The organism is Embleya sp. NPDC056575 (genome assembly GCF_042793325.1).
Lineage (GTDB): Bacteria > Actinomycetota > Actinomycetes > Streptomycetales > Streptomycetaceae > Embleya.
Genome location: NZ_JBHTVA010000013.1, coordinates 57,535 through 75,966 on the forward strand (window position 1 = coordinate 57,535; position 18,432 = coordinate 75,966).

At 71.8% G+C, this 18,432-nt stretch carries 15 protein-coding genes and 1 pseudogene; 2 read left to right on the top strand and 14 right to left on the bottom strand.

Going from position 1 to position 18,432, the window contains the following annotated elements; all coding sequences use genetic code 11:
- The first annotated feature begins 200 nt into the window (after positions 1–200).
- Complete coding sequence (locus tag ACFRCG_RS12660; protein ID WP_380030832.1) at positions 201–824, top strand: DUF6461 domain-containing protein; 624 nt, start codon at positions 201–203, stop codon at positions 822–824.
- 93 nt (positions 825–917) lie between these two features.
- Positions 918–1,433 carry a DUF6461 domain-containing protein gene (locus tag ACFRCG_RS12665; RefSeq protein WP_380030833.1) on the top strand — a complete coding sequence of 172 codons (516 nt, stop codon included), beginning with the start codon at positions 918–920 and terminating at the stop codon, positions 1,431–1,433.
- A 29-nt stretch (positions 1,434–1,462) separates the two neighbouring features.
- On the opposite strand, the pseudogene ACFRCG_RS12670 reads toward ACFRCG_RS12665, so the two are convergent.
- From ACFRCG_RS12670 to ACFRCG_RS12735, 14 genes and pseudogenes are all read right to left on the bottom strand, one after another.
- Positions 1,463–2,427, bottom strand: a pseudogene (locus ACFRCG_RS12670) (tyrosine-type recombinase/integrase).
- 319 nt (positions 2,428–2,746) lie between these two features.
- Complete coding sequence (locus ACFRCG_RS12675; RefSeq protein ID WP_380030834.1) at positions 2,747–3,877, bottom strand: helix-turn-helix domain-containing protein; 1,131 nt, start codon at positions 3,875–3,877, stop codon at positions 2,747–2,749.
- Positions 3,878–3,891: 14 nt separating this feature from the next.
- Complete coding sequence (locus tag ACFRCG_RS12680; protein WP_380030835.1) at positions 3,892–4,107, bottom strand: hypothetical protein; 216 nt, start codon at positions 4,105–4,107, stop codon at positions 3,892–3,894.
- A 1,760-nt stretch (positions 4,108–5,867) separates the two neighbouring features.
- Entirely contained in the window at positions 5,868–6,119 is a 252-nt protein-coding gene (locus ACFRCG_RS12685; RefSeq protein ID WP_380030836.1) for a hypothetical protein, read from the bottom strand.
- A gap of 36 nt (positions 6,120–6,155) precedes the next feature.
- Complete coding sequence (locus ACFRCG_RS12690; RefSeq protein ID WP_380030837.1) at positions 6,156–7,610, bottom strand: peptidoglycan DD-metalloendopeptidase family protein; 1,455 nt, start codon at positions 7,608–7,610, stop codon at positions 6,156–6,158.
- A 93-nt stretch (positions 7,611–7,703) separates the two neighbouring features.
- A complete protein-coding gene (locus ACFRCG_RS12695; protein WP_380030838.1) occupies positions 7,704–8,339 on the bottom strand; it encodes a hypothetical protein in 636 nt (211 codons plus the stop codon).
- Complete coding sequence (locus ACFRCG_RS12700; protein ID WP_380030839.1) at positions 8,336–8,911, bottom strand: hypothetical protein; 576 nt, start codon at positions 8,909–8,911, stop codon at positions 8,336–8,338. The genes ACFRCG_RS12695 and ACFRCG_RS12700 overlap by 4 nt, the downstream gene beginning before the upstream one ends.
- A complete protein-coding gene (locus ACFRCG_RS12705) occupies positions 8,908–10,743 on the bottom strand; it encodes a type IV secretory system conjugative DNA transfer family protein (RefSeq protein WP_380030840.1) in 1,836 nt (611 codons plus the stop codon). The genes ACFRCG_RS12700 and ACFRCG_RS12705 overlap by 4 nt, the downstream gene beginning before the upstream one ends.
- Positions 10,740–12,323 (bottom strand): hypothetical protein, encoded by a 1,584-nt coding sequence (locus tag ACFRCG_RS12710; RefSeq protein ID WP_380030841.1) that lies wholly within the window; start codon positions 12,321–12,323, stop codon positions 10,740–10,742. Before ACFRCG_RS12710 ends, ACFRCG_RS12705 begins: the two co-directional genes overlap by 4 nt.
- Entirely contained in the window at positions 12,324–13,805 is a 1,482-nt protein-coding gene (locus ACFRCG_RS12715) for an SCO6880 family protein (protein ID WP_380030843.1), read from the bottom strand.
- Entirely contained in the window at positions 13,802–16,303 is a 2,502-nt protein-coding gene (locus ACFRCG_RS12720; RefSeq protein WP_380030844.1) for a hypothetical protein, read from the bottom strand. Before ACFRCG_RS12720 ends, ACFRCG_RS12715 begins: the two co-directional genes overlap by 4 nt.
- Positions 16,293–17,018: a hypothetical protein gene (locus tag ACFRCG_RS12725; RefSeq protein WP_380030846.1), complete on the bottom strand. Its 726-nt coding sequence runs from the start codon at positions 17,016–17,018 to the stop codon at positions 16,293–16,295. The genes ACFRCG_RS12720 and ACFRCG_RS12725 overlap by 11 nt, the downstream gene beginning before the upstream one ends.
- A 20-nt stretch (positions 17,019–17,038) precedes the next feature.
- Positions 17,039–17,422 (bottom strand): hypothetical protein, encoded by a 384-nt coding sequence (locus tag ACFRCG_RS12730; protein ID WP_380030847.1) that lies wholly within the window; start codon positions 17,420–17,422, stop codon positions 17,039–17,041.
- On the bottom strand, positions 17,419–18,273 hold the full coding sequence (locus ACFRCG_RS12735; protein WP_380030849.1) for a MinD/ParA family protein: 855 nt from the start codon (positions 18,271–18,273) through the stop codon (positions 17,419–17,421). The genes ACFRCG_RS12730 and ACFRCG_RS12735 overlap by 4 nt, the downstream gene beginning before the upstream one ends.
- Positions 18,274–18,432 lie beyond the last annotated feature (159 nt).

The following is an 18,432-nucleotide window of genomic DNA, read 5'->3' on the forward strand; positions in this document are numbered from 1 at the left end:
CTCCACCCGGCACCCCCTCCCCCCCACCCCCACGGCGGGGCGGCTGCGCCCCCCCCCGCCCCCCCCCCCCACCGCCCGGTGTCCTGCTCCCCCTCGGGCCCCCCAAACGCGCGCCCCGGACCGGTGTCGCGTCGGAGCCGGGGGCTAGGCTCCCGCCCTCAACACAAAGCAACCACCTGTATGGCCGAGAGGGCGGGGACATGCGCGACGGCATCGTGTGGCTGGTCGACATCAAGGGCTGGATGTCCAGCGTGGTCTTCGCACGCGGGATCACCCCGCACGAACTGGCCCTGCGCATGGGCGGCGATCTCGGGCGGGCGGACGAACCGATGACCGACACCGAGGCGTGGCACATCGACATGGAGATCTGGCGGCCGGGCGAGGACGGCGACGGCGTCGTCCGCGTCGGTGAGTGCGCAGGCTGGTCGTTCGCCATCGAGTACGGGCACTCGACGGGCAGCGAGCGCCAGATCGAGATCTCGCGCGGCGGGGTGGAGGCCGTGCACTACGTGCCGATCCAGGAACACCCGCCCGCCACCGTCTCCTACACCCGCGACGGCGTCGGGCTGTGGCTGTTCGGCCTCGGCGAGGAGGACAACCGCTACGGCGCCGAACCGGACCTGCTGCTGCCCGACCTGGCCGCCGCGGGCGTGCTCGACCCCACCGGCGAGGAGCAACTCGCCCCCGAGGACGAGGACTTCCGGGTCACCTACCGCCGCACCCTCGGCGTCATCGAACGCCGGTTCGGCCTCTCTCTCGGCCGGACCTACCTGGAAGACGCCCGCCTGCCCGTCTACGCAGTTCGCGGCACCCCGCACCTGTGACTGGGTATGGCCGCACCGACCGCGTGCGCATGGGCCGCACGACGACCACCGGGGACAGCCGCGCGGCTGTCCCCGTTCACGAAGGGGACCTGCATGACCGGCGACGGCTTCCGCTGGCTTGCGGAACACACGCACTTCCCGATCGGCTTCTGCGCGACCTTCGCGCGGGGACTGTCTGCGCAGGAACTGCTGGAGCGCCTGGGCTGCGTCCCGGAGTACACCGCGGTCCGGGACGCGATGGACGCCGATGACCTGCGCGACGATCTGATGGCCGGAGAGGACGAGGAGATCATTATCGCGATCGTCCGCGCCGGATCCCGCGGCGATTGGGCGTTCGGCTTCGAAGCCGTGACGCTGTACGCCGCCGACGGCGACAAGCTGGGCCCGGCGTCGGCCGGCACCGACGTCGTCAGCCTGCGCCGTGACGCCGCGCACGGTGAGACGTGGTTCGAGTTGTGGCGGGACGGCCAACTCGTCGAGCACCGCACGGCTTGGGATCCCGACGACCTCGCCGACCTTGAGGCCGAACTCGGCATCGACGCACCACTGCTGGACATTCTCAGCCCCACCGCCGAACTGCTGACCGGCTTCGCCCGCTGGGACGCCTGACCACCACACCGCCGCCTGGGCACCGTCCGTCAGCGGCGAGCGTCGCCCGGGGCAAGGAACGCGGTCAGCGCGGCGATGTCCTCGCCGGTGGGGTGGAAGTAGATGCGCAGGCTGTCGGCCTTGCGGTGCCTCGACTTGGCCATCAGCAGCAACAGGTTCACGCCCGGGGTGCGGCCGAGGTGGGTCAGCGCGCTGTGCCGGAACTCGTGCAGGTCCCACCCGGTGCCCGGCCCGGCCAGGGCCGTGTGGTGGTCGAGCAGCGCGCGGGCCTGACCGTACGACAGCCGCGCCATCCCGGTGTCCGGGCAGACGTCCCGCAGACCGATCACCTTGCCCGGCGCCGGTCGGCGGTGGGTGGTGAACACCGGCCCGCGCCCACGCCCTTTCAGGAGGCGTGGCAGCAGCCGCGCGGTGCCGGCGTCCCAGTACACCCATTCGCGCACCGCGTCCTCGCGGGCGGCCGAACCGCGGCGGCGCGTCGCGGCCCCTTGGCCCTGACCGGCGCGCGCCGCTGCGCGAGGTCCAGGTCCTCGAGGTTCAACGCGAGGACTTCCTCGGCGCGAGCGGCGGTCTCGTAGAGCATCCGGTAGAGCGTCTTCTCCCGCAGCCCGACTTCGCGCCGGGCGATCAGCCGGTCGATCGCCGTTTTGGACCGCACCGGGGTCACCGAGTCCGGCGGCGGCAACCGCTTCACCCCCACGGGCACCGTCGGCGCGGCTTGACCTCGCGCCCGGCACCATCCCAGCCAGGACAGCACCGCCGCGCGTTCCAGGTGTTGACGGCGGCGCCGCCCCACTGGAGTTCGAGGGCCTGGCCGACCTCGTCGTCGGCGACCGACGCGAGCGGTCGGGCATCACCGAGTTGTTCGGCGACCTTGCCGACGGCGGTGGCGTACGCGCGCGGTGTTCTGGTTCGGCTGCGCGTCGAGGAACGCGTCCGCCGCCGCCCGCACCGTAGGCCCGGCCGCGATCGGCAGTGCCACGACCTCCGCCACCCCGGACCCCCTCGCGCGGCTTGCCGCAGATAACGGGGGCGCTTCGCGTCGGCCCCGGGAACAGTCTGCCCAGCTCGCGCTGGGAGTTGTCACAGATAATAGGGGATTATCCGTGCCTCAATCCCCGAACTCACCGCCCGGACACGGCACGTCAGCCCGCCACCAGGACCAATGCGGGCTTAGCGCACGATCTGACATCGATGTTCCTCAGACCCCGAAGCGAGCGCGCAGGCTCACCCCTCGAACGCTGTCCGGGATATGTCCCGGACAGCGCGAAGGGTTGCCGAACAGTGTCCAGGTCCTTGACCGTCGGTATCGGTCACCCGCCGCGGGTCGGATCCGGTGTAACTGTCCGATCGGCGCACAGCGAACCGCATGGGGGCGCCGTCGCCGGGGGCGCATGGTCGGTCCCATGGCGCAGGCCGATCAGCAACGTCCTTGCCCGGATCTCGATCTCCGACGGGTTCAGCGGGAGGTCCGGACGCAGGACGGGAGACGGGCGCCATTCGGTTGGATGTCGATCGGGCCTCCGGCGTTCGAAACCCCAGAGCACCTCCTCCCGAGTCGGACGGGAGCTTCTGCCAGGGTGTTCATCGGGGTAGCACTGGGGGCAGGTAGCACCCGATTCGAGGACGTTGTGCAGCCGGAGGACGCACAAGGTGCCGCAGTGTGCGCAGACGCTCTCCCAGCCATGGTCCGCTCCGGGGTAGGGCGCTTGCGGGATGAAGCCCTGCTCGCGCATCACCTCCTCGGCCCTGCGCGCTGCCAGGACCTGCAACGTCTGGCCGGTCGACGAATCCGAAACCGCCGGGACGACGGGACGCGCCGGCCGAACAGGGGGATGGGAGTGCGGCAGTAGGTAACCCCGGCGGTTCGGGTTCACGCGGGCCTCCTTCGCGTTGGCCCACGCCTTGCCCCAGGTCGGGAGGTCCGAGGTACTCGCGCCGCATGCCAATGCGAGGGCTTGGACGGCCTTCTTGGTGGGGAACCGCGCGCCCTGGAGCAACTCGCCCAGCGTGCTGGGGGAGACGATGGTTGTGCCCGAGCCGCGGATCCGTTCGGAGAGCACCCGCAGCGACGGTTGCCCGGCGGACAGCCTGATCGTGTGCAGCGCAAGCAACAGGTCGTGCGCGTCCTGCACGTTCAACGGGAGCATCGTGTTCGCGGAGCGCGGATGGTTCACGAGGTGGCGATGCCCGCGTGCGCGCCGGAGCAGGTCCGCCGCCCGCTTGTGACCGCCGCCGCACACGCGCACGAACTCCGTGACCAACGGCTCGGAAAGCCCATGCCCACTCGCGGCCCGCGAGAACGAACTCGCGTGGAACTCTTGTGACTTCTCGGCCATCTGCCGGTAGGTCAGTCCGGCGCTCTCGCGCAGGCGCCGAAGCTCCCGCGCGAGAGCGATGACCGGACCACCCGCCGGATCGAGGGGCCGCTCGGGGCGTCCCATCCCTGCGGGCCCCGCTAGCCGCGGGCGCCTCGAGGAGCCCCGGGGGCATTCAACCGGGACACCAACTCGACCGCGACCAGGCCCGCGGCGGCCAGGACTCCGGCGGTGGAGGCGGTCGAGTGGTCGGCGAGCGTGAGAACGCCCGCCACGATCAGTACGACCACCACGATCACCACGGTCGGGATCGGGGGCAGACCCCCTTGGCTTTGCGGGCGTGCGAGTTTCCTCATGTTTACTCCGATACATAGTTTTCTGGAGGATCAAATAGGGCACTCGCCGTGACTCGTCCGTTTGCAGCCGGACGCGGAGAGTGGCCGCGAGACATTCTTCCGCCTCCCGGAACCCTCTCCCCACACCCCGCCGCAGTTGATGCACGATCGTCCGGCTTCTTACGGGGCCGAGTCCTCATCCGCCGGATTCGCGCCGCAGGTCGGACGTGTCCTTCACCAGGGATTGATGCAATTTCGTCCGTCCACCCCGGAACGAGGCCTTGCACGGGACGTTCGCCGCCTGGATCGTGGGGGCATCCGTCCTCGGGCGGACCCCCATAGTTCGATTGAGGATCATCTAAGGGGACAGCCGGGGCTCGTTCCGTTGCAGCGGAACACCCCACCTCGTCCTTGCCCCCGGTGGCGAGGACGACGCGGGATCGAGGCCCTGCCCGCCATGGGCAGGGCCTCTTGCCGTCGAGCGACACCGTCGTTGCCCTCGCGCGGGAAAGACCCCGTCACGAAGTCCGGCGCCGGTCTACCCGTCCGTTCCGGTGGCGAACAGCACCGCTGCGTCGATACCGACATCGGTTCGGTCGGGCCCGCCGCAGTCGTCGGTGCGGACGGCGCCTCGAGGCGCGGCGGGCTCGAAGTCGACGAGCCCGAGCAGGTCGAGCTACGTGGGCCCGTCCCGGCCGGGGGCCTCGGCGACGGGAGCCAAGAGCCCCGGCAGGAGATGGGTGCGCTGGCGAGGCGCCAGGCGTCGCCGGGGTAGTCGTGACGCCACACGTCGTGGTTATCGGTGAATGTGACCCGGCGGCCGCACACCGCACGTGCCCCGGGACCGCTGCATACTCATCTGTCCAATGATGGGGCGTTCGCCGGATCCACAAGGGTCCGCCTCGGTAGCGTGGCGAACGCGAACGACGAACCTGAGGAAGCGACCTTGGGTCAGTGCCGAACAACTCGCGGCGGCAATGATCGCGCTGAGTGTGTACGGCGGCGCGAACACCCCCGACGAACACACACGCCGCGAAGGCCACGCGCCTGGGCGGCTGGTCGACCGCGCGGAACGCGGGGCCGTCGACGAGGTCAGCGGCGGCCTGCCGGGCGGGCCAGCAGCGCACCGGGCAGGTGAGCCCGTGGATGGCAGTGGCCGCGTCGGCGGACGGCCGGTGTGTTCTCCCGTCGGAGTGGCGGGGGCTCACATCCATTCGACGGCGGCGCGTATGGCTTCGGGAACGTTCATGACCAGGCGGTGGCCGAGTTCCTGGCCCGCGCCGGTGGTCATCCCCACCAGGAGGGTCGCAGCGAGGGTGAGGGCGAGGCGTCGTCGGCGGGAGCGTGGCCGGGTCGACGCGGATGGCGTCTTCGGCGGCGGGCCGCTCCGCAGGCATGTAGGCGCGCAGCGCGGCCTCCTCGCGCAGGCCTCGGGCGCGGTCGAGGTCGGCCTGCGCCTCGGTACGGGCGGCGTCGGCCTCGGCACCGGCGGCCGCGCGGGCGACGGCGCGGTGCGCGGTGGTGGTGTCGGCGGCGACCTGCGCGCGGGTGAGGCCGACGTGCCACAGCCCGAGCCGGCCGAGGCGTTCGAGTTTGCGCCACCGGGTGCGGGCGTCGTCCGCGCGGCGGCGGTGCTCGTCGGCCCACGCCTGGTGGTGGCCGGCGGCGGTCGCGGTCGTGCGGTACCGCTCCTCGAGGTGGCGCACGGTCGGACCGTGCCCGGATCCCGTGCGCATATGCGCGTCTGCCTGTGGGGGCCGAGGTGTTGGGTTCGGGGCCGGTCACGGGCGGGTGATTTCTTGGGCCAAGGGGCCGTGGGTGGTGATGAGTTCCTCGAGGCGTTCGGCGTCGGAGGCGGGGAGGGAGCGGAGGGCGTGGGTGTACATGTTCGATTCGCGGGTCCAGTGGGCGATCGCGGGGCGGTCGCCGCGGCGTTGTGCGTCGGATAAGTGGGTGCGGGACCAGGCTTCGAGGGCGGTGAGGATGCGGGTGGCTTCGGCTCGGCGTTGCCGCTGGTGAGGGGAGTTGGTCATCGCGGTTCTCCTTGCTGATGGGTGGTGGTGGGTCGGTCACGGTTTCAGGGCTTTGCCCTGGAGCCAGGTGTAGGGGTCGATCGGGGCGCCGCCGCCCGGGCGGACCTCCAGGTGCAGGTGGGGGCCGGTGACGTTGCCCGTCGCGCCGACCTTGGCGATGGTTTCGCCGGATTGCACGCCGCCCTGGGAGCGGACGAACGAGGACAGGTGGCAGTACCAGGTCACCGTGCCGTCGGGGTGGCGCAGCACGAGGCGGTTGCCGTACGCGCCCGCCCAGCCCGCCTCGACGATCTCGCCGGCGCCCACCGCTCGCACGTTGGTGCCCTCGTCTGCCGCGAAGTCCAGGCCGGTGTGGTTGTTGGCCCAGCGGTCGCCGGACTGGCCGAAGCGGGCGGTCAGGGTGTACGAGGCCAGCGGGAGGGTCCAGCCGCCCTCCCCCTCACCGCCTCCCCCGTTCGCCGGTGGGGCGGTGGCGAGTTGGGCCAGGACCGAGGGGCGTACGACCACGCCCTTGGACCAGTAGCCGGAGTCGCGGAAGTGGGCGTAGCGCACGTTGAAGCCGGTCTTGGGCGCCTCGATGATCGTGTCGTCGCCGAAGCCGGGGATCGAGCCGACGTACATGCCCACGTGGCCCGTGTTCGGGAAGACCAGATCGCCCGGCAGCAGCGGCTGCCCGGTGACCTTCGGGCCGGCGTCGATCTGGCCGTATGTGTCCCGGGGCAGCTTCAGTCCCGCCCCGCGCAGGTACGCCATCTGCATCAGGCTGCTGCAGTCGCAGTGGCGGGCCATGTCTGTTCCGTGCGCGTCGGTGCAGTCGCCGCCGTAGGAGTACGAGGTGCCCAACTGCTGCTGGGCCCAGGCGATGATCGCCGTGATGCCCTCGCCGGTCGCGGCGAGCGGTGCGGCGAGTTCGGCCGCGGAGGCCTTGATGATGCGCACGTACTCCTGGGTCTGCGCGTACGGCGGGACGCCCTGATACTTCCGGACCGCGTACGGGCCGGCGTTGTAGGCCGCCAGCATCAGATCGATCGGGTCGCCGGGGATGCCGGCGACCTCCTTGACCACCACGCAGTCGTAGTTGGCCATGGAGTGGATGGCGTCGATCGGGTCGAACGGGTCCTTGCGGCCGTCGCCGTTGCCGTCGACGCCGTAGGAGGTCCAGGTGCCGGGCATGAACTGCGCCAGGCCCTGGGCGCCGACCTCGCTCACCGCGCGCGGATTCCATTCGCTCTCCTGTTTCAGCTGGGCCGCGAGCAGTGCCGGGGTGAGCTGCGGGCACTGCTGGGCCGCCTGCTCGATGTGCGGGCGGTACTCGGCGGGGATCTTGGCGTCCTCCCGCAGGGCGCCCCCCGTACCGGCGAACGCCGCGCCGCCGCCACCGTCGTCGCCGAAGAGCAGGACCGGAATCAGCACGATGAACAGCAGCATCCCGGCCAGTACGGACACCACGAAACGCACCACCGCCGAACCCCCGAATTTGTGTGCGAGCAAGCAGATGAGTAAGTGGTCGGGCGGTGGGGTGGGTGACAGCCGCACGAAGTGGATGAGGGAACCGGGTTCACGCCGGCTTCGGTCCGGTCGTGCTCAGAGGGAAGTGGCCCGCGCCACGCGCCATGTGCCGTCGCTCGCGCGGCGCAGTTCGACGCTCAGCGGCGCCGGGTCCTCCCGGTTCACCTCGCCGTCGCGGGCCATCACCTGCCAGGCGCTCACCTGGACGAAGACCGTGTCCGGGCCGTTCGGCGCGGCCGGGACCACCTGGGCGTGGTCGACGCGGACGGTGACCACGCCGCGTTTGGCGGCGAAGGCCCGCCACCCGGCGTTCCCGCGAGCGGAGGTCGCGCCCGAGGGCGGCAGGCTCCGGAGGCAGGCCTCGGTGGCGAAACGCGCCAACTCGCGCTGCCACGAAGGCGGGTCCTGATCCCAGCGGTAGGACAGGTACACCTCGGCGAACGCCGCCGCGACCGCCGCCGGATCCGCGAAGTCCACGCCGGACCGTGCCGACACGGGCGGCGGGATCGTCCTGGTGGGCGGCGGCTCGGACGAGGTCGACGCCGGCGGGGCGGCCGTCCCGGTGGATGCCGGGGGACGGGTGGGCGCCGGCCGGGTCGTCCCGGCGGCGGCGCCCCCGGGCCCGGTCTCCGGTGTACCGCCCGGGAACGCGCACCCGCTCGCGCACACTCCCGCCAGCACGATCGCCGCCGCGGCGCGCAGGCCCCTCACCCGCCCACCTCCGCCGGCCGAACCCCCGACGCCGCCGCCCCCGACTCCCGGGCGCGCTCGGCCCACCCCTGCGCCCACACCGCCGACGCGTGCCCCGCCTTGTGCCGCCCCGCGCCCGCGCACTTGTGCTGGTCCCACATCCGCCACCGCCCGTGCGCCCGCTGCAGCGCCTCCATCCAGCCCAGCGGCGCCCCGCGCGGCGCGTCGGGCACCTCGTAGGCATCGGTGAACGCCAGCCGCAGTGCGGTCAACTCCCATACCAGCACCGGGTGTTCGTACCAGCACCCGGGCAGCACGTCGGCCACCGGGAACACCGACACCAGCCACTCCACCCAGTCGATCAGACGTTCCCACGCCTCCCGGGTCGCGTCCGCGTCCAGCACCCGCCAGTCGTAGTCCGCCGCGACCGGCCCCTCCCCCGCGGCCCCCGCGCCACCCCCGCCCCCGCCCCCGGCCGCCTCCAGTGCCTGCAGCCGCGCCACCACACTCTGCTGCTGTTCGGCCAACCGCAGCAGCAGGCTCTCGAGTTCCGCCAGATACTCCTCGTCCGCCTGCCCCGCCGCGGTGCTCATCCGGCGACACCCCCCGCGATGCCCATCCGGGCGTACATCGCGTCCCGCGACTCCGCGAGTTCCTTCGCGTCCTCGCGCTCCCACCACGGCGTCAGCACCGTCTCGATCGGCGGCAGGTTGCGGGTGAACAACAGCGCGTGTCCGACCGGCAGTTGACGGATGTCGGACCGCTCCAACACCGGCACCCTGCGCACCGAGCGGCTGAACGTCATCCGGCCCTCGTTGTAGCTGTCGCCCGGGGTGTACTCGTCGAACTGCCCGGACATCTCGGCCAGGTTCCCCAGGTCCGCCGGGTCCGACAGGCCGCCCAGGATCAGCTTGACCGAACACGTCTCCCACATCGCCGCCGCGCCGGCCTCCTCCCACCGGGCCCGCGCCTGCCAGCGCGACTGCATCGCCGCGATCGTGGTGATGCCCTTGCCGCCGCCGTCCGACATCAGGTTCGGCAACGACGGGATCGGCGCGATGTTCGTGCACTCGTCCAGCACCAGCGACAGCGGCGGGTCCAGGCGCGAGCCCACCGAGCGCTGCGCGAGGTCCTGCGCGACGCGCACGATGTCCTCGATGAACGCGCAGATCAGCGGCGCCACCGAGATCTGCGAGCTGCGCGAGCCCAGGATGTACAACGTCCCCTTGCGCCTGAGGAAGTCGGCCGCGTCGAACGCCTCGTTCGAGGCGACGTCGCAGCCGGCCAACACGCGCGGGTCGGCGAACGCGTCGAACGCGCGCTGCACCACCGCCCACACGCTGCCGCGCAGGCGCGGATCCGACGCCTGGAGCTCGGCGAGTTGGTCGGCCCACATCGGCGCCGCGTCCGGGTGCGTGCGCAGGATGCTCACCGGGGTGCGGTCGTCCGGGTTCATCGACCACTCCAGGACCGCGCGCACGGTGCAGCCGCCGAGGTCGGCCGCGTGCAGGTAGGCGCGGAGCACGGCGGTGGCCATGCCGGCGAAGAACTCGCCGTTCTCCACGTTCTTGCCCGCCACCCCCGATCCGGCGACGAATCCGGCCGAGCGCTGGATGGCGACCAGCGGGTCCGCGCAGCCGGCCACCGGGGACCAGCGCAGCCGGTCCATCCCGGAGGTGATGTGCTGCGGGTCGAACACGTACACCGGACCGAGGCGGGCCCGGGCCGCGTGGGTGACGGGCAGGGTGTCCAGGCGGGTGCTGGTGGTGATCACCGCGCCGGGGGCGCCCAGGATGCGGTCGACGATGTAGAACATCGTCTTGCCCATGCGCTCGGCCGCCACCAGCAGCCCCGACCACTCGTACAACCCCCACAGCGGACGCCGGGTACCGGCCTCGCGGCCCAGCGAGTACGCCACCTCCCCCGGCTCCACACCCTTGCGGCCCGCGAGCGAGGGCCGCACCACCGCGGCCTTGGCCACCACGGCCTCGGTCGAGAGCAGGCCGTCGATGTCGGCGGCACTGGCGAATCCCGGACGCCGCCCGCCGATGCGGGCCCGCAGCCGCCACACCACCCAGCCGAGGCCGCCGGTGATCGCGCCCAGCAGCACCGCCAACACCGCGTACACCGCCACCGGCCCGCCCACGTCGGCGCGGGCCGCGGCGGGCCAGGCCGCCCGGGGGTCGCCCACGTGGGCGACCCAGCGGATCACGATCGACGGCGCGCTGCCCGGTCCCGCGTCCGGCCAGGCCCCGCGGGCGAACACACCCGCGAGTTGCCCGGCCAGCCACGCCGTCCACACCACCACCGCGCCCAGCGCCAACGTGCACAACCCCAACAGCACCCGGGCCCGGATCTCCTCGGGCTCACCGGCGGTGATCTTGCCCTTGGTCCGACCCTTCATCCCGCCCTCGGCCCGGTTCACACGCCCACCCCCGACGCCGTCGACACCGCGTCGCTCCCGTCCGCGCCCGGCTCCGGCGCCCGGCCGTCGGCGGTCTCCCCCACGTGGGTCATCCGGCTGTCCGTCTGGACCATCTCCTTCTCGATCCGGCTCAACCGGTGCTTGACCACGTGATATTGGGTACCGATGTTCCACACCGCGACCCCCTGCTTGAGCCGCTTGAGCAGGTCGGTCACCACATCCGAGGTGCCCAGGAACTCCCGCGCCTGAGCCAGGCTGCCCTCCGACTGCCGATAGGAGATCCGCACCCCGGTGTCCTCGATCAGCCCGCGCGCCATCCGCACGATCTCGCTGTCCCCGTCGCCGACGGCCGCCAGGTCGGAGAAGCGGTGGAACCCGATCACGTTCGACATCCCGTACGCCCGGGCGATCTTGAACTGCTCCCGCAACCGCCGCACCAGCGGCAGATAACGCGCGATCAACGCGAACTCGTCGTAGACGACGATGCGCTGCTCCCCGTCCGGCCGCGACAACTCCGCCTCCAGCCACGACTGGGCACACGTCATCGCCATCGCCGTCATCTCGTCCGAGGAGCGCATCGCGGACAGGTCGAGCACGGTGCCGTCGGCGGTGAAGTCCAGACTCGACGTGGACGCGCCGTCGAAGATCCCCGACAGCGGGCCGTGCACGATCCGGTACAGCGCCATCCGCGCGTTGGACGCGTTCTCCAGCAACCGCTGCGGATCGACGCTGATCCGCGCCGCGTCCGTGCGCCACCGGTGCGGATCGCTCATGCCCTCCAGCAACTGCCCCAGCGTCGGATCGCCGCGCCGCGCCGCGCTGGTGCCGTCGTGTTCGCGGGTGAGCGCGTCCATCCCGAAGGTGACCGCGGTGCGCTCCGCGTCGGTGAGGCGCTGCCCCTTCTCGATCTCCAACAGGCCCTCGACCAGGAGCAGTCGGCGGGTGCGCTGGTGGGCCAGCCACGCCTCCTCGGTCTGGCCGGGCGCGCGCCGCACCCCCTGGAGCGGATTCATCCGCGCGGACAACCCCGGGCCCACCCGCAGCGGCGTCACCCCGGTCGCCGCGGCCAGCGGCCCGTACTCGCCCTTGATGTCCGCGCTGATCGAGAACTTCACCCCGAACGGCACGTTGCGGAACACCAGGCACTTCAGCAGCGACGACTTGCCCGACCCGATCTCGCCGATGACCACCACGTTCGGCGCGGTCAACAACCCGGCCCGGTACAGCTCGTGCACCGAGAACGTGAACGCCGTCCGGGAGAACACGTCGAACCCGATCAGCGGCCCGTCCACCGCCAGACCGGCGTCGTTGGTGAACGGGAACCACGAGCGCAGGTGCGCGGTGGTGGTGGTGTGCGGCTGCACCCGCATGCGCCGGGCGACCCGGCCCGCCGCCCGGCCGAACGTTCCCCGGCCGTCGGCCGGCGGCGGCCCGGTCAGCTTCTCCCACGCCGACTCGGCGCGCGAGCGCCGCCGTTCCAGCCGCCGGCTCGCCCGCTCCTCGTCGCGGGACTCGGCCAGGCGGCGCAACTCGTCGGCCCGATTGCCCTCGCGGACCAGGCCGCGTTCACCACGCGCCACTCAGATCACCCCCCGCATCGGGGCCAGCCCGTACGCCAGCGGCAACGCGCCCGCCAGGAACGCCTGGTCCTGCTCCCCGTACAGCACCACCGACTCGCAACCCGCCTGCGACAACTTGCGGCGCACCACCCGCATCTCCTTCTCCAGCGCGGCGACGTCCACCGCGGTGACCGTGACGAACATCGAGTAGCGGACCCGGGTGAACCCGGCCGCGACCTCCTCGTCCTCGCGCGAGGCCGCCCGCGCCTCCTGACGCTGTCGGGCGCCCTCGACCAACTTGAGCTTCTGCCGGGTACGCCGGTCGCCCTCGTGCGCGACCATCTGCCGCCGCGACATCGCCTCGGCCTTGGCTGTCGACAGCGGCTGGGCGACCAGCGTCACCGACCGCCGGCACGAGGTCTGGTTGAGCACCGGCGTCAGCCAGTTGCGACCCACCTCGCGCACCGGCAACTGGTGCACCCACACCGTCTGGGACCAGCCCGAGTCGTGCCGGAAGTACGCCCAGTGCGACTCGGTCGCGGCCGGCCCGGCCAGACGCGGATCCACCCCCTCGGCGGCGCCCTCCCCGTCCACGCCGCGCGCCTCGAGCGTGGTCAGGTCGCCGGGGTCGAACTGGGTGCGCAACACCGCAGCCAGGCCGCGCGGGGACAACCAGCCCTCCGTGCCCACACCCGCGTCCAGCACGCCCTGTTCGAGCGCCCCCAACGCGTCCACCACCACCGCCGCGATCGCCGCGTCGGTCCCGCCGGCCTCCTTGACCTGCGCGGACAACCGCGCCAGGTCGAACCGCACGGCCAGGTACACCTCGTGCCGCAACGTGGACGGCGCCGAGGCCGCGACGAGTTGCTTCAACGACGTCGCGGCGAGCGTGTCCGGGCGCACCATCCGGGTCCGGATGAAACGTTGCGCCCGGTTCGCGCCGTCGGGAACGGTCCGCTCCATCACCGACCACGACGCCAGCGACTCGTCGTCGCCGAACGAGCGCATCACCGAACCCCAGTCCACCACCCGGCGCTCCTGCAACGAGGAGTCCTCCAGGATGGTGTTGGTGCCCTGGCAGCGCAGCACCGCCACCACGTGGCGCGCGTGCCGGTCGTGGATCAACCCGACCTCGCGCTGCCCGTCCGGCGCCCGCGCCGGCAACCACACGCAACCGGCCAACGCCCCGGGCAACTCCATGTGCTCCTGGACGCCGTTGCGCGCGAACGGGCCACCCCGGTAGACGTTCTGGCGCATGCCGCGCTGGGCGAGGTAGGCCCAGATCACCGGTGCCCAGGCGGTGAGCGACCGACCGCTCCAGCGGGCCATCGCGATGACCAGGAAGATGCCGGTGACGGCGATCCAGATGATCCTCAGCGGCCAGTTATCGGATCTGATGATGGCCACACCACCCAGCAGCGCCGCGACCAGCGCACCCAACCTGCCGAGGGTGAACCCCATCAGCACACCGCGCGACTCCAGCGGCGAGAACTTGAACCTCATCGCACCCCCCATGCCTCATTGCCGCTGTGGCTGTCGTGTCCGTTGCCCGGGACCGGGTCCGACGGGGGGTCGGGGGTCGGGGAGGACCCGACGGAGAGGCCGCCCGAACTGCCCACGCCCGCCGAGCCGCTCCCGCCGCGGTAGCCGCCGGCGACCCCGGCACCGGCGAGGGCGACGTCAGCGGCCATCTGCTCGTTCTCCGAGGAGGATCCGGAGCCCGGACCCGCGCCGCCGGTCAGTGGGCCCATCGCCTCGTCCGCCATGTCCCCTCCCGGGTTCAGCGAATCGGGATCGTTCCCGTCTTCCGGCACATCCGGTGATTCGTCGGGGCCGGGGCCCTGGTCCTCCTCGGGCGTCGTGCCCAGCGGGTCCGTCGACCCGTCCGCGCCGTTTCCGGCGGATCCCCCGCTCAACGCCGAACCCTCGTCGTCCGTGTCCATGTCGGTGGCGTCATCGTCGGACTCGCCGCCCATCCCCGACTCCACGTCCGTCACGTTGGCGTCCATCTGCGACGCGGGCGAGGCACCCGGTGCCTTCTCCCCACCACCCGGTGCCTTCTCCTCACCGGCCGGCGTCGCGGGGGTGGAGTCGCCCTCGCCGTCCTCGCCGAACGCCGCCTTCTTGGCGGCGTTCGCCATCTTGCCGCCGACGTCCGAGCCGATCCCGGTGCCCTGCGCGTCGACGAAGGAGAACATCTTCATCAGCGCGAACGGCGAGTAGACCATGATCCAGATCATTCCGACGCCGCTGAGGACCGCCACCAGGGAGTCGCCCTGACTGATCAGGTTCCCCGCGAGCAGCCACAGGGCCGCGATCACGAACTTGCTCCACGCCAACGCCGTGAAGTTCCAGAACCACTTGCGAGCCCAGCTGCGGGTGTGGGGATGTGCCTGGCCCACCATCGCGATCGCCCCGAACAGCGCGCCCGCGTACATCTCGATGCTCCGGACGAGCATGATCACCATCAGCGCGATCAGCCCGATGATCGCGAAGATCGACGCCAGCAACACCACGATCGCCATGCCCGAGGTGCCCGCCATGTCGCCCAGTTGATCCGCGAACGCCTGCGAACTCCACGTGAGCGTGGCGGCGTCCGAACCCAGGAGCGACGTCGTACAGGCATCGGACAACTGCACCATCAGGTCGGCGACCTTGGCCGCCAGACAGATCCCCAAGACCGCGCGGATCAGACCGCCCACCGACGCGGGTAGGTGCCCGAACTTGTCCGAGACGATGTTGAAGAGCACCGCCGCGACGAAGAAGACGAACACCAGCGCCAACATCACGGCGGACACCGCGTTGTACACCCGCATGAAGGCGACGCCCTGCAGATCCGGGGCGGTGGCCTTGAAGATGAACTCCGCCACCTTCGCGAACAACGTCGCGGCGCTCTCCGCCGCCGCCCTGACGAGTTGGTCCAGGCCCTTCTTCATGAGCCAGCCGGCGAAAGCCCCGGGGAGCTTCAACAGTTTGCCCGGGACCGAGACAATCGTCTTGGCGGTGTCCTTGACGTCCGAAAGGAAGTCCCCCAGGGGGATATCGACCGACTTGCCACTCTTGTCGAGCAACACCGTCTTGAGCTTGACAGGGTCACACGTCGACGCCAGCGGGTCACCCTTGGGAACCACCTCGCAGTGGACGTTCCCGTCCGCGCCCAACAATCCGGGATATCGGCCGTAAATGTTGCAGGCGCTCCAGTCCGTCGACGGCCTCGGCGCCTGCGGGCCGCAGGGCATCACGGTGTCGTCCTTGATCCAGGTGATCGTGGGCCAGGCCTTGCTCAGTCCCTCGAACACCTTGCGCAACTCGGGTTGCGAACCCGGGGCCACGACATTGGGATCGGTCGTGCGACCACCGGTGATCAGCGCGCGGATGGCGGCCGGATCACAGTTCCCGACCAGCGCGTGCCCGTCCGGCAACAGCTCGCAGTGCACCTTGCCGTCCCAACCCAGGAAGCCGACAGGCGTGAGCAGACCGTACTTCCGGCACTGGTCGTAGACCTCGGGCGAGGAGCCCGCACAGTCGATCGTGTTGACCTTGATCCACGACACGTCCGGCCACGCCATGTTCAGCGCACTGGCGCGGACCGGGAGTCTCGGGTCCGGTGGAGGCTTGGCCGGAGCCGGCGGCGGCAGGTCCTTGATACGACCGCCGGTGATCTCCTCGCGGATCTTGAGCGGATCACATTTCTTGGCGAGCTTGTGATCCGACGGCAGGACCTCGCAGTGGATCTTCCCGTCCAAGCCGAGGAATCCGCGCGGGGTCCCCAAGCCGTACTTCTTGCACTGTTCCTTCTTCTCCTTGATCGACATCAAGGAGCAGTCCATGCTGGGCAGCCAACCCACCTCCGGCCACGCGGAATGCATATCCGGATATTCGGAAGGATTGGGGTTCGGTGGCGGATCCGCCGCCCGCGAACTCCCCGCCCCGAGCAAGCTGGCCACCACGACGAACACCAGCAGCACAACCACCCGGCGCAGCACGCGGTCACGGACCATCGCCCGCCACCCCCGACGCGGCCAAGACGACCGTGAACCGATCGGCGGAGTCCGGCTGTCCGACCGTCGCGGGCACCGGCCCGGGCTGCGGCTCGTTCAACAGCACGATCCGCCATCCGTCGTCCACCCACCGCACGCGGGCACCCATCGTCATCCACGACGACATCGGCGTCATCTCCGGCGTATGACCATCGGTCTTCAACCCGACCAGGTTCAGCCCCCACACCAGCGCCCTGACCTGCCCGTCCGGCTCGCTCTGCGTGACCACCCGCAGAGGCACGAACTGGTTGACCGCGCCCGGGCGATCGCTGGAGAACGTCGACGCGGCGAGCCGGTCGATCTGGTCTTGGGGGGTGCCGGCCAGGACGATCCGACGCGCGTACTCCACCCCCGCCGCGCGCGGACCGGTGCTCAACGCGAAGACGTTGCGCAGGTAGGCGGCCAGGGCCTGTCCCGCGCCTTCGGTCGTGTTCGGGTACGACGGCGCCTGGCTCGTCCGCACCGGTATCCACGGCGCGCCGGCCGGGGTTCCGGCGGATCCGGGCTTACCACCGCCGGCGCCCGCCGGCCCGGCCACATCGGACGCCGGGGCGTCGGCCTGCGCCGAACTGCGCCCCCAGTACCAGGCCCCGCCCGCCAGACCCGCAACGAGCGCCGCGATCACCAATACCACGAGCGGACGCGGCCGACCGGCGTGCGCGGACGTGTATCCCACGCCCGCTCGGCGCCCGCCCCTCACTTGGCCACCATTTCCACGACGAACTTGCAGATCGCCCCGGACGCACCCAGGATGGCGACGCCGCCCAAGGCCTTCCACATGAACGTCTTGCCCTGCGCGGACACGTGGTGACTGCCGAAGATCGGCCCCACCATCCACATGATCGCGCCGCCGGCCAGGGCGGCGATGGCCATCGAGAACCCGATCCACAACATGCCGTTGGCGATGGTGTCCAGCACCCCGCTCTGCGGAACCGCGGTCGAATCGGGGTGAAACTTGTGGTAGTCGAAGTTCGTCCCCGTGCCGGTGCCGCCGCTGGGCGACGGATTGGGCTTGGGGTCATCCGCCGGATACGCCAGCGTGGCGTGCACCCGCAGGAAAGCGTGTGTCAGAGAGTTCATGTCGTTTCCTTCGCATTCGTGGGGCCCGCCTGCGCGGACGCGGTCGATTCCCAACCCGCCACCACGGCGGCGGCGATCTCCAACAGGGCGCCGCGGGCGGCCTTGCCCAGCGCCATCGGACGCACCGGCTCCGGCTTCGCCAACTCGCGGTCGTAGGGCAGCCGCACCACCGCGCGCACCTGCCGCGCGAGCACCCGCTCCCCCGCCCGCACCTCGCGCGGCGGACCCGGTGCGACCTCGTTGACCACCACCACCGCGCCGTCCACCAGCCGGTCGTGGCCCAGCGAGCGCAACCACGCCAGGAACGCCAGCGCGTGCTCCGTCCCGTCGCTGCTCGCCCGCGCCACCAGCACGGCGGTCGTCGAGCGTCGCAGCGCCTGCTCGCACACGGGGTCGCCCGCAGCCGGGGCGTCCACCAGGACCAGCGGATACGCGCCGCGCAGCCGGGCCAGCACCCGGTACAGCGCCCCCGCGCTCATCGGCGGCCGCGCCCCGTCGAGCCCGGGCCGGGACTCGCCGGCGAGCATCTCCAGCCCCGTCGGGCCGAGTTGCATGCAGGCCCGCGCCTCGTGGTGGGACATCGCCTCCGGGCCCTCCCGGACGAGGAGGTCGTTGAACGTCGCCTCACCCGACGAGCCGACGCGCGCCGGCAGACCGCTCCACGCCCGGGTGCCGGCGTCGATCGCCAGCGGCGGAGCCGCCTCGGGCGCGGCCAAGGCCAACAGCGCGCCCAGCGCGGCGGTGAGCGTGGACACGCCCACTCCGCCGGCGGGCGCGGTCAGCGCCACCACGGGGGCGCGGGTGGGCAGGCGGGCCATCGCGGTCCAGACCGCGTGGGTGTGCGCGGACATCGGCAGGCCCTTGGGAACCGGGCGGGTCCCGCCGGTGGCCGGGCCGCTCGGCGATACCGGCACCGCCGGCGGGGGGGGGGGGGGCGGGGGGCGCGCCCCCCCCCCCCCCCCCCCCCCGGGGGCCGGGCCCCCCCCCCCCCCCGGGCCCCCCCCCCCCCC

Excerpts from the sequence above, each read along its gene's own strand:
- ACFRCG_RS12660 (WP_380030832.1), top strand. The coding sequence starts at position 201 with ATGCGCGACGGCATCGTGTGGCTGGTCGACATCAAGGGCTGGATGTCC.
- ACFRCG_RS12665 (WP_380030833.1), top strand. The coding sequence starts at position 918 with ATGACCGGCGACGGCTTCCGCTGGCTTGCGGAACACACGCACTTCCCG.
- ACFRCG_RS12675 (WP_380030834.1), bottom strand. The coding sequence starts at position 3,877 with ATGGGACGCCCCGAGCGGCCCCTCGATCCGGCGGGTGGTCCGGTCATC.
- ACFRCG_RS12680 (WP_380030835.1), bottom strand. The coding sequence starts at position 4,107 with ATGAGGAAACTCGCACGCCCGCAAAGCCAAGGGGGTCTGCCCCCGATC.
- ACFRCG_RS12685 (WP_380030836.1), bottom strand. The coding sequence starts at position 6,119 with ATGACCAACTCCCCTCACCAGCGGCAACGCCGAGCCGAAGCCACCCGC.
- ACFRCG_RS12700 (WP_380030839.1), bottom strand. The coding sequence starts at position 8,911 with ATGAGCACCGCGGCGGGGCAGGCGGACGAGGAGTATCTGGCGGAACTC.
- ACFRCG_RS12715 (WP_380030843.1), bottom strand. The coding sequence starts at position 13,805 with ATGAGGTTCAAGTTCTCGCCGCTGGAGTCGCGCGGTGTGCTGATGGGG.
- ACFRCG_RS12720 (WP_380030844.1), bottom strand. The coding sequence starts at position 16,303 with ATGGTCCGTGACCGCGTGCTGCGCCGGGTGGTTGTGCTGCTGGTGTTC.
- ACFRCG_RS12730 (WP_380030847.1), bottom strand. The coding sequence starts at position 17,422 with ATGAACTCTCTGACACACGCTTTCCTGCGGGTGCACGCCACGCTGGCG.
- ACFRCG_RS12735 (WP_380030849.1), bottom strand. The coding sequence starts at position 18,273 with ATGTCCGCGCACACCCACGCGGTCTGGACCGCGATGGCCCGCCTGCCC.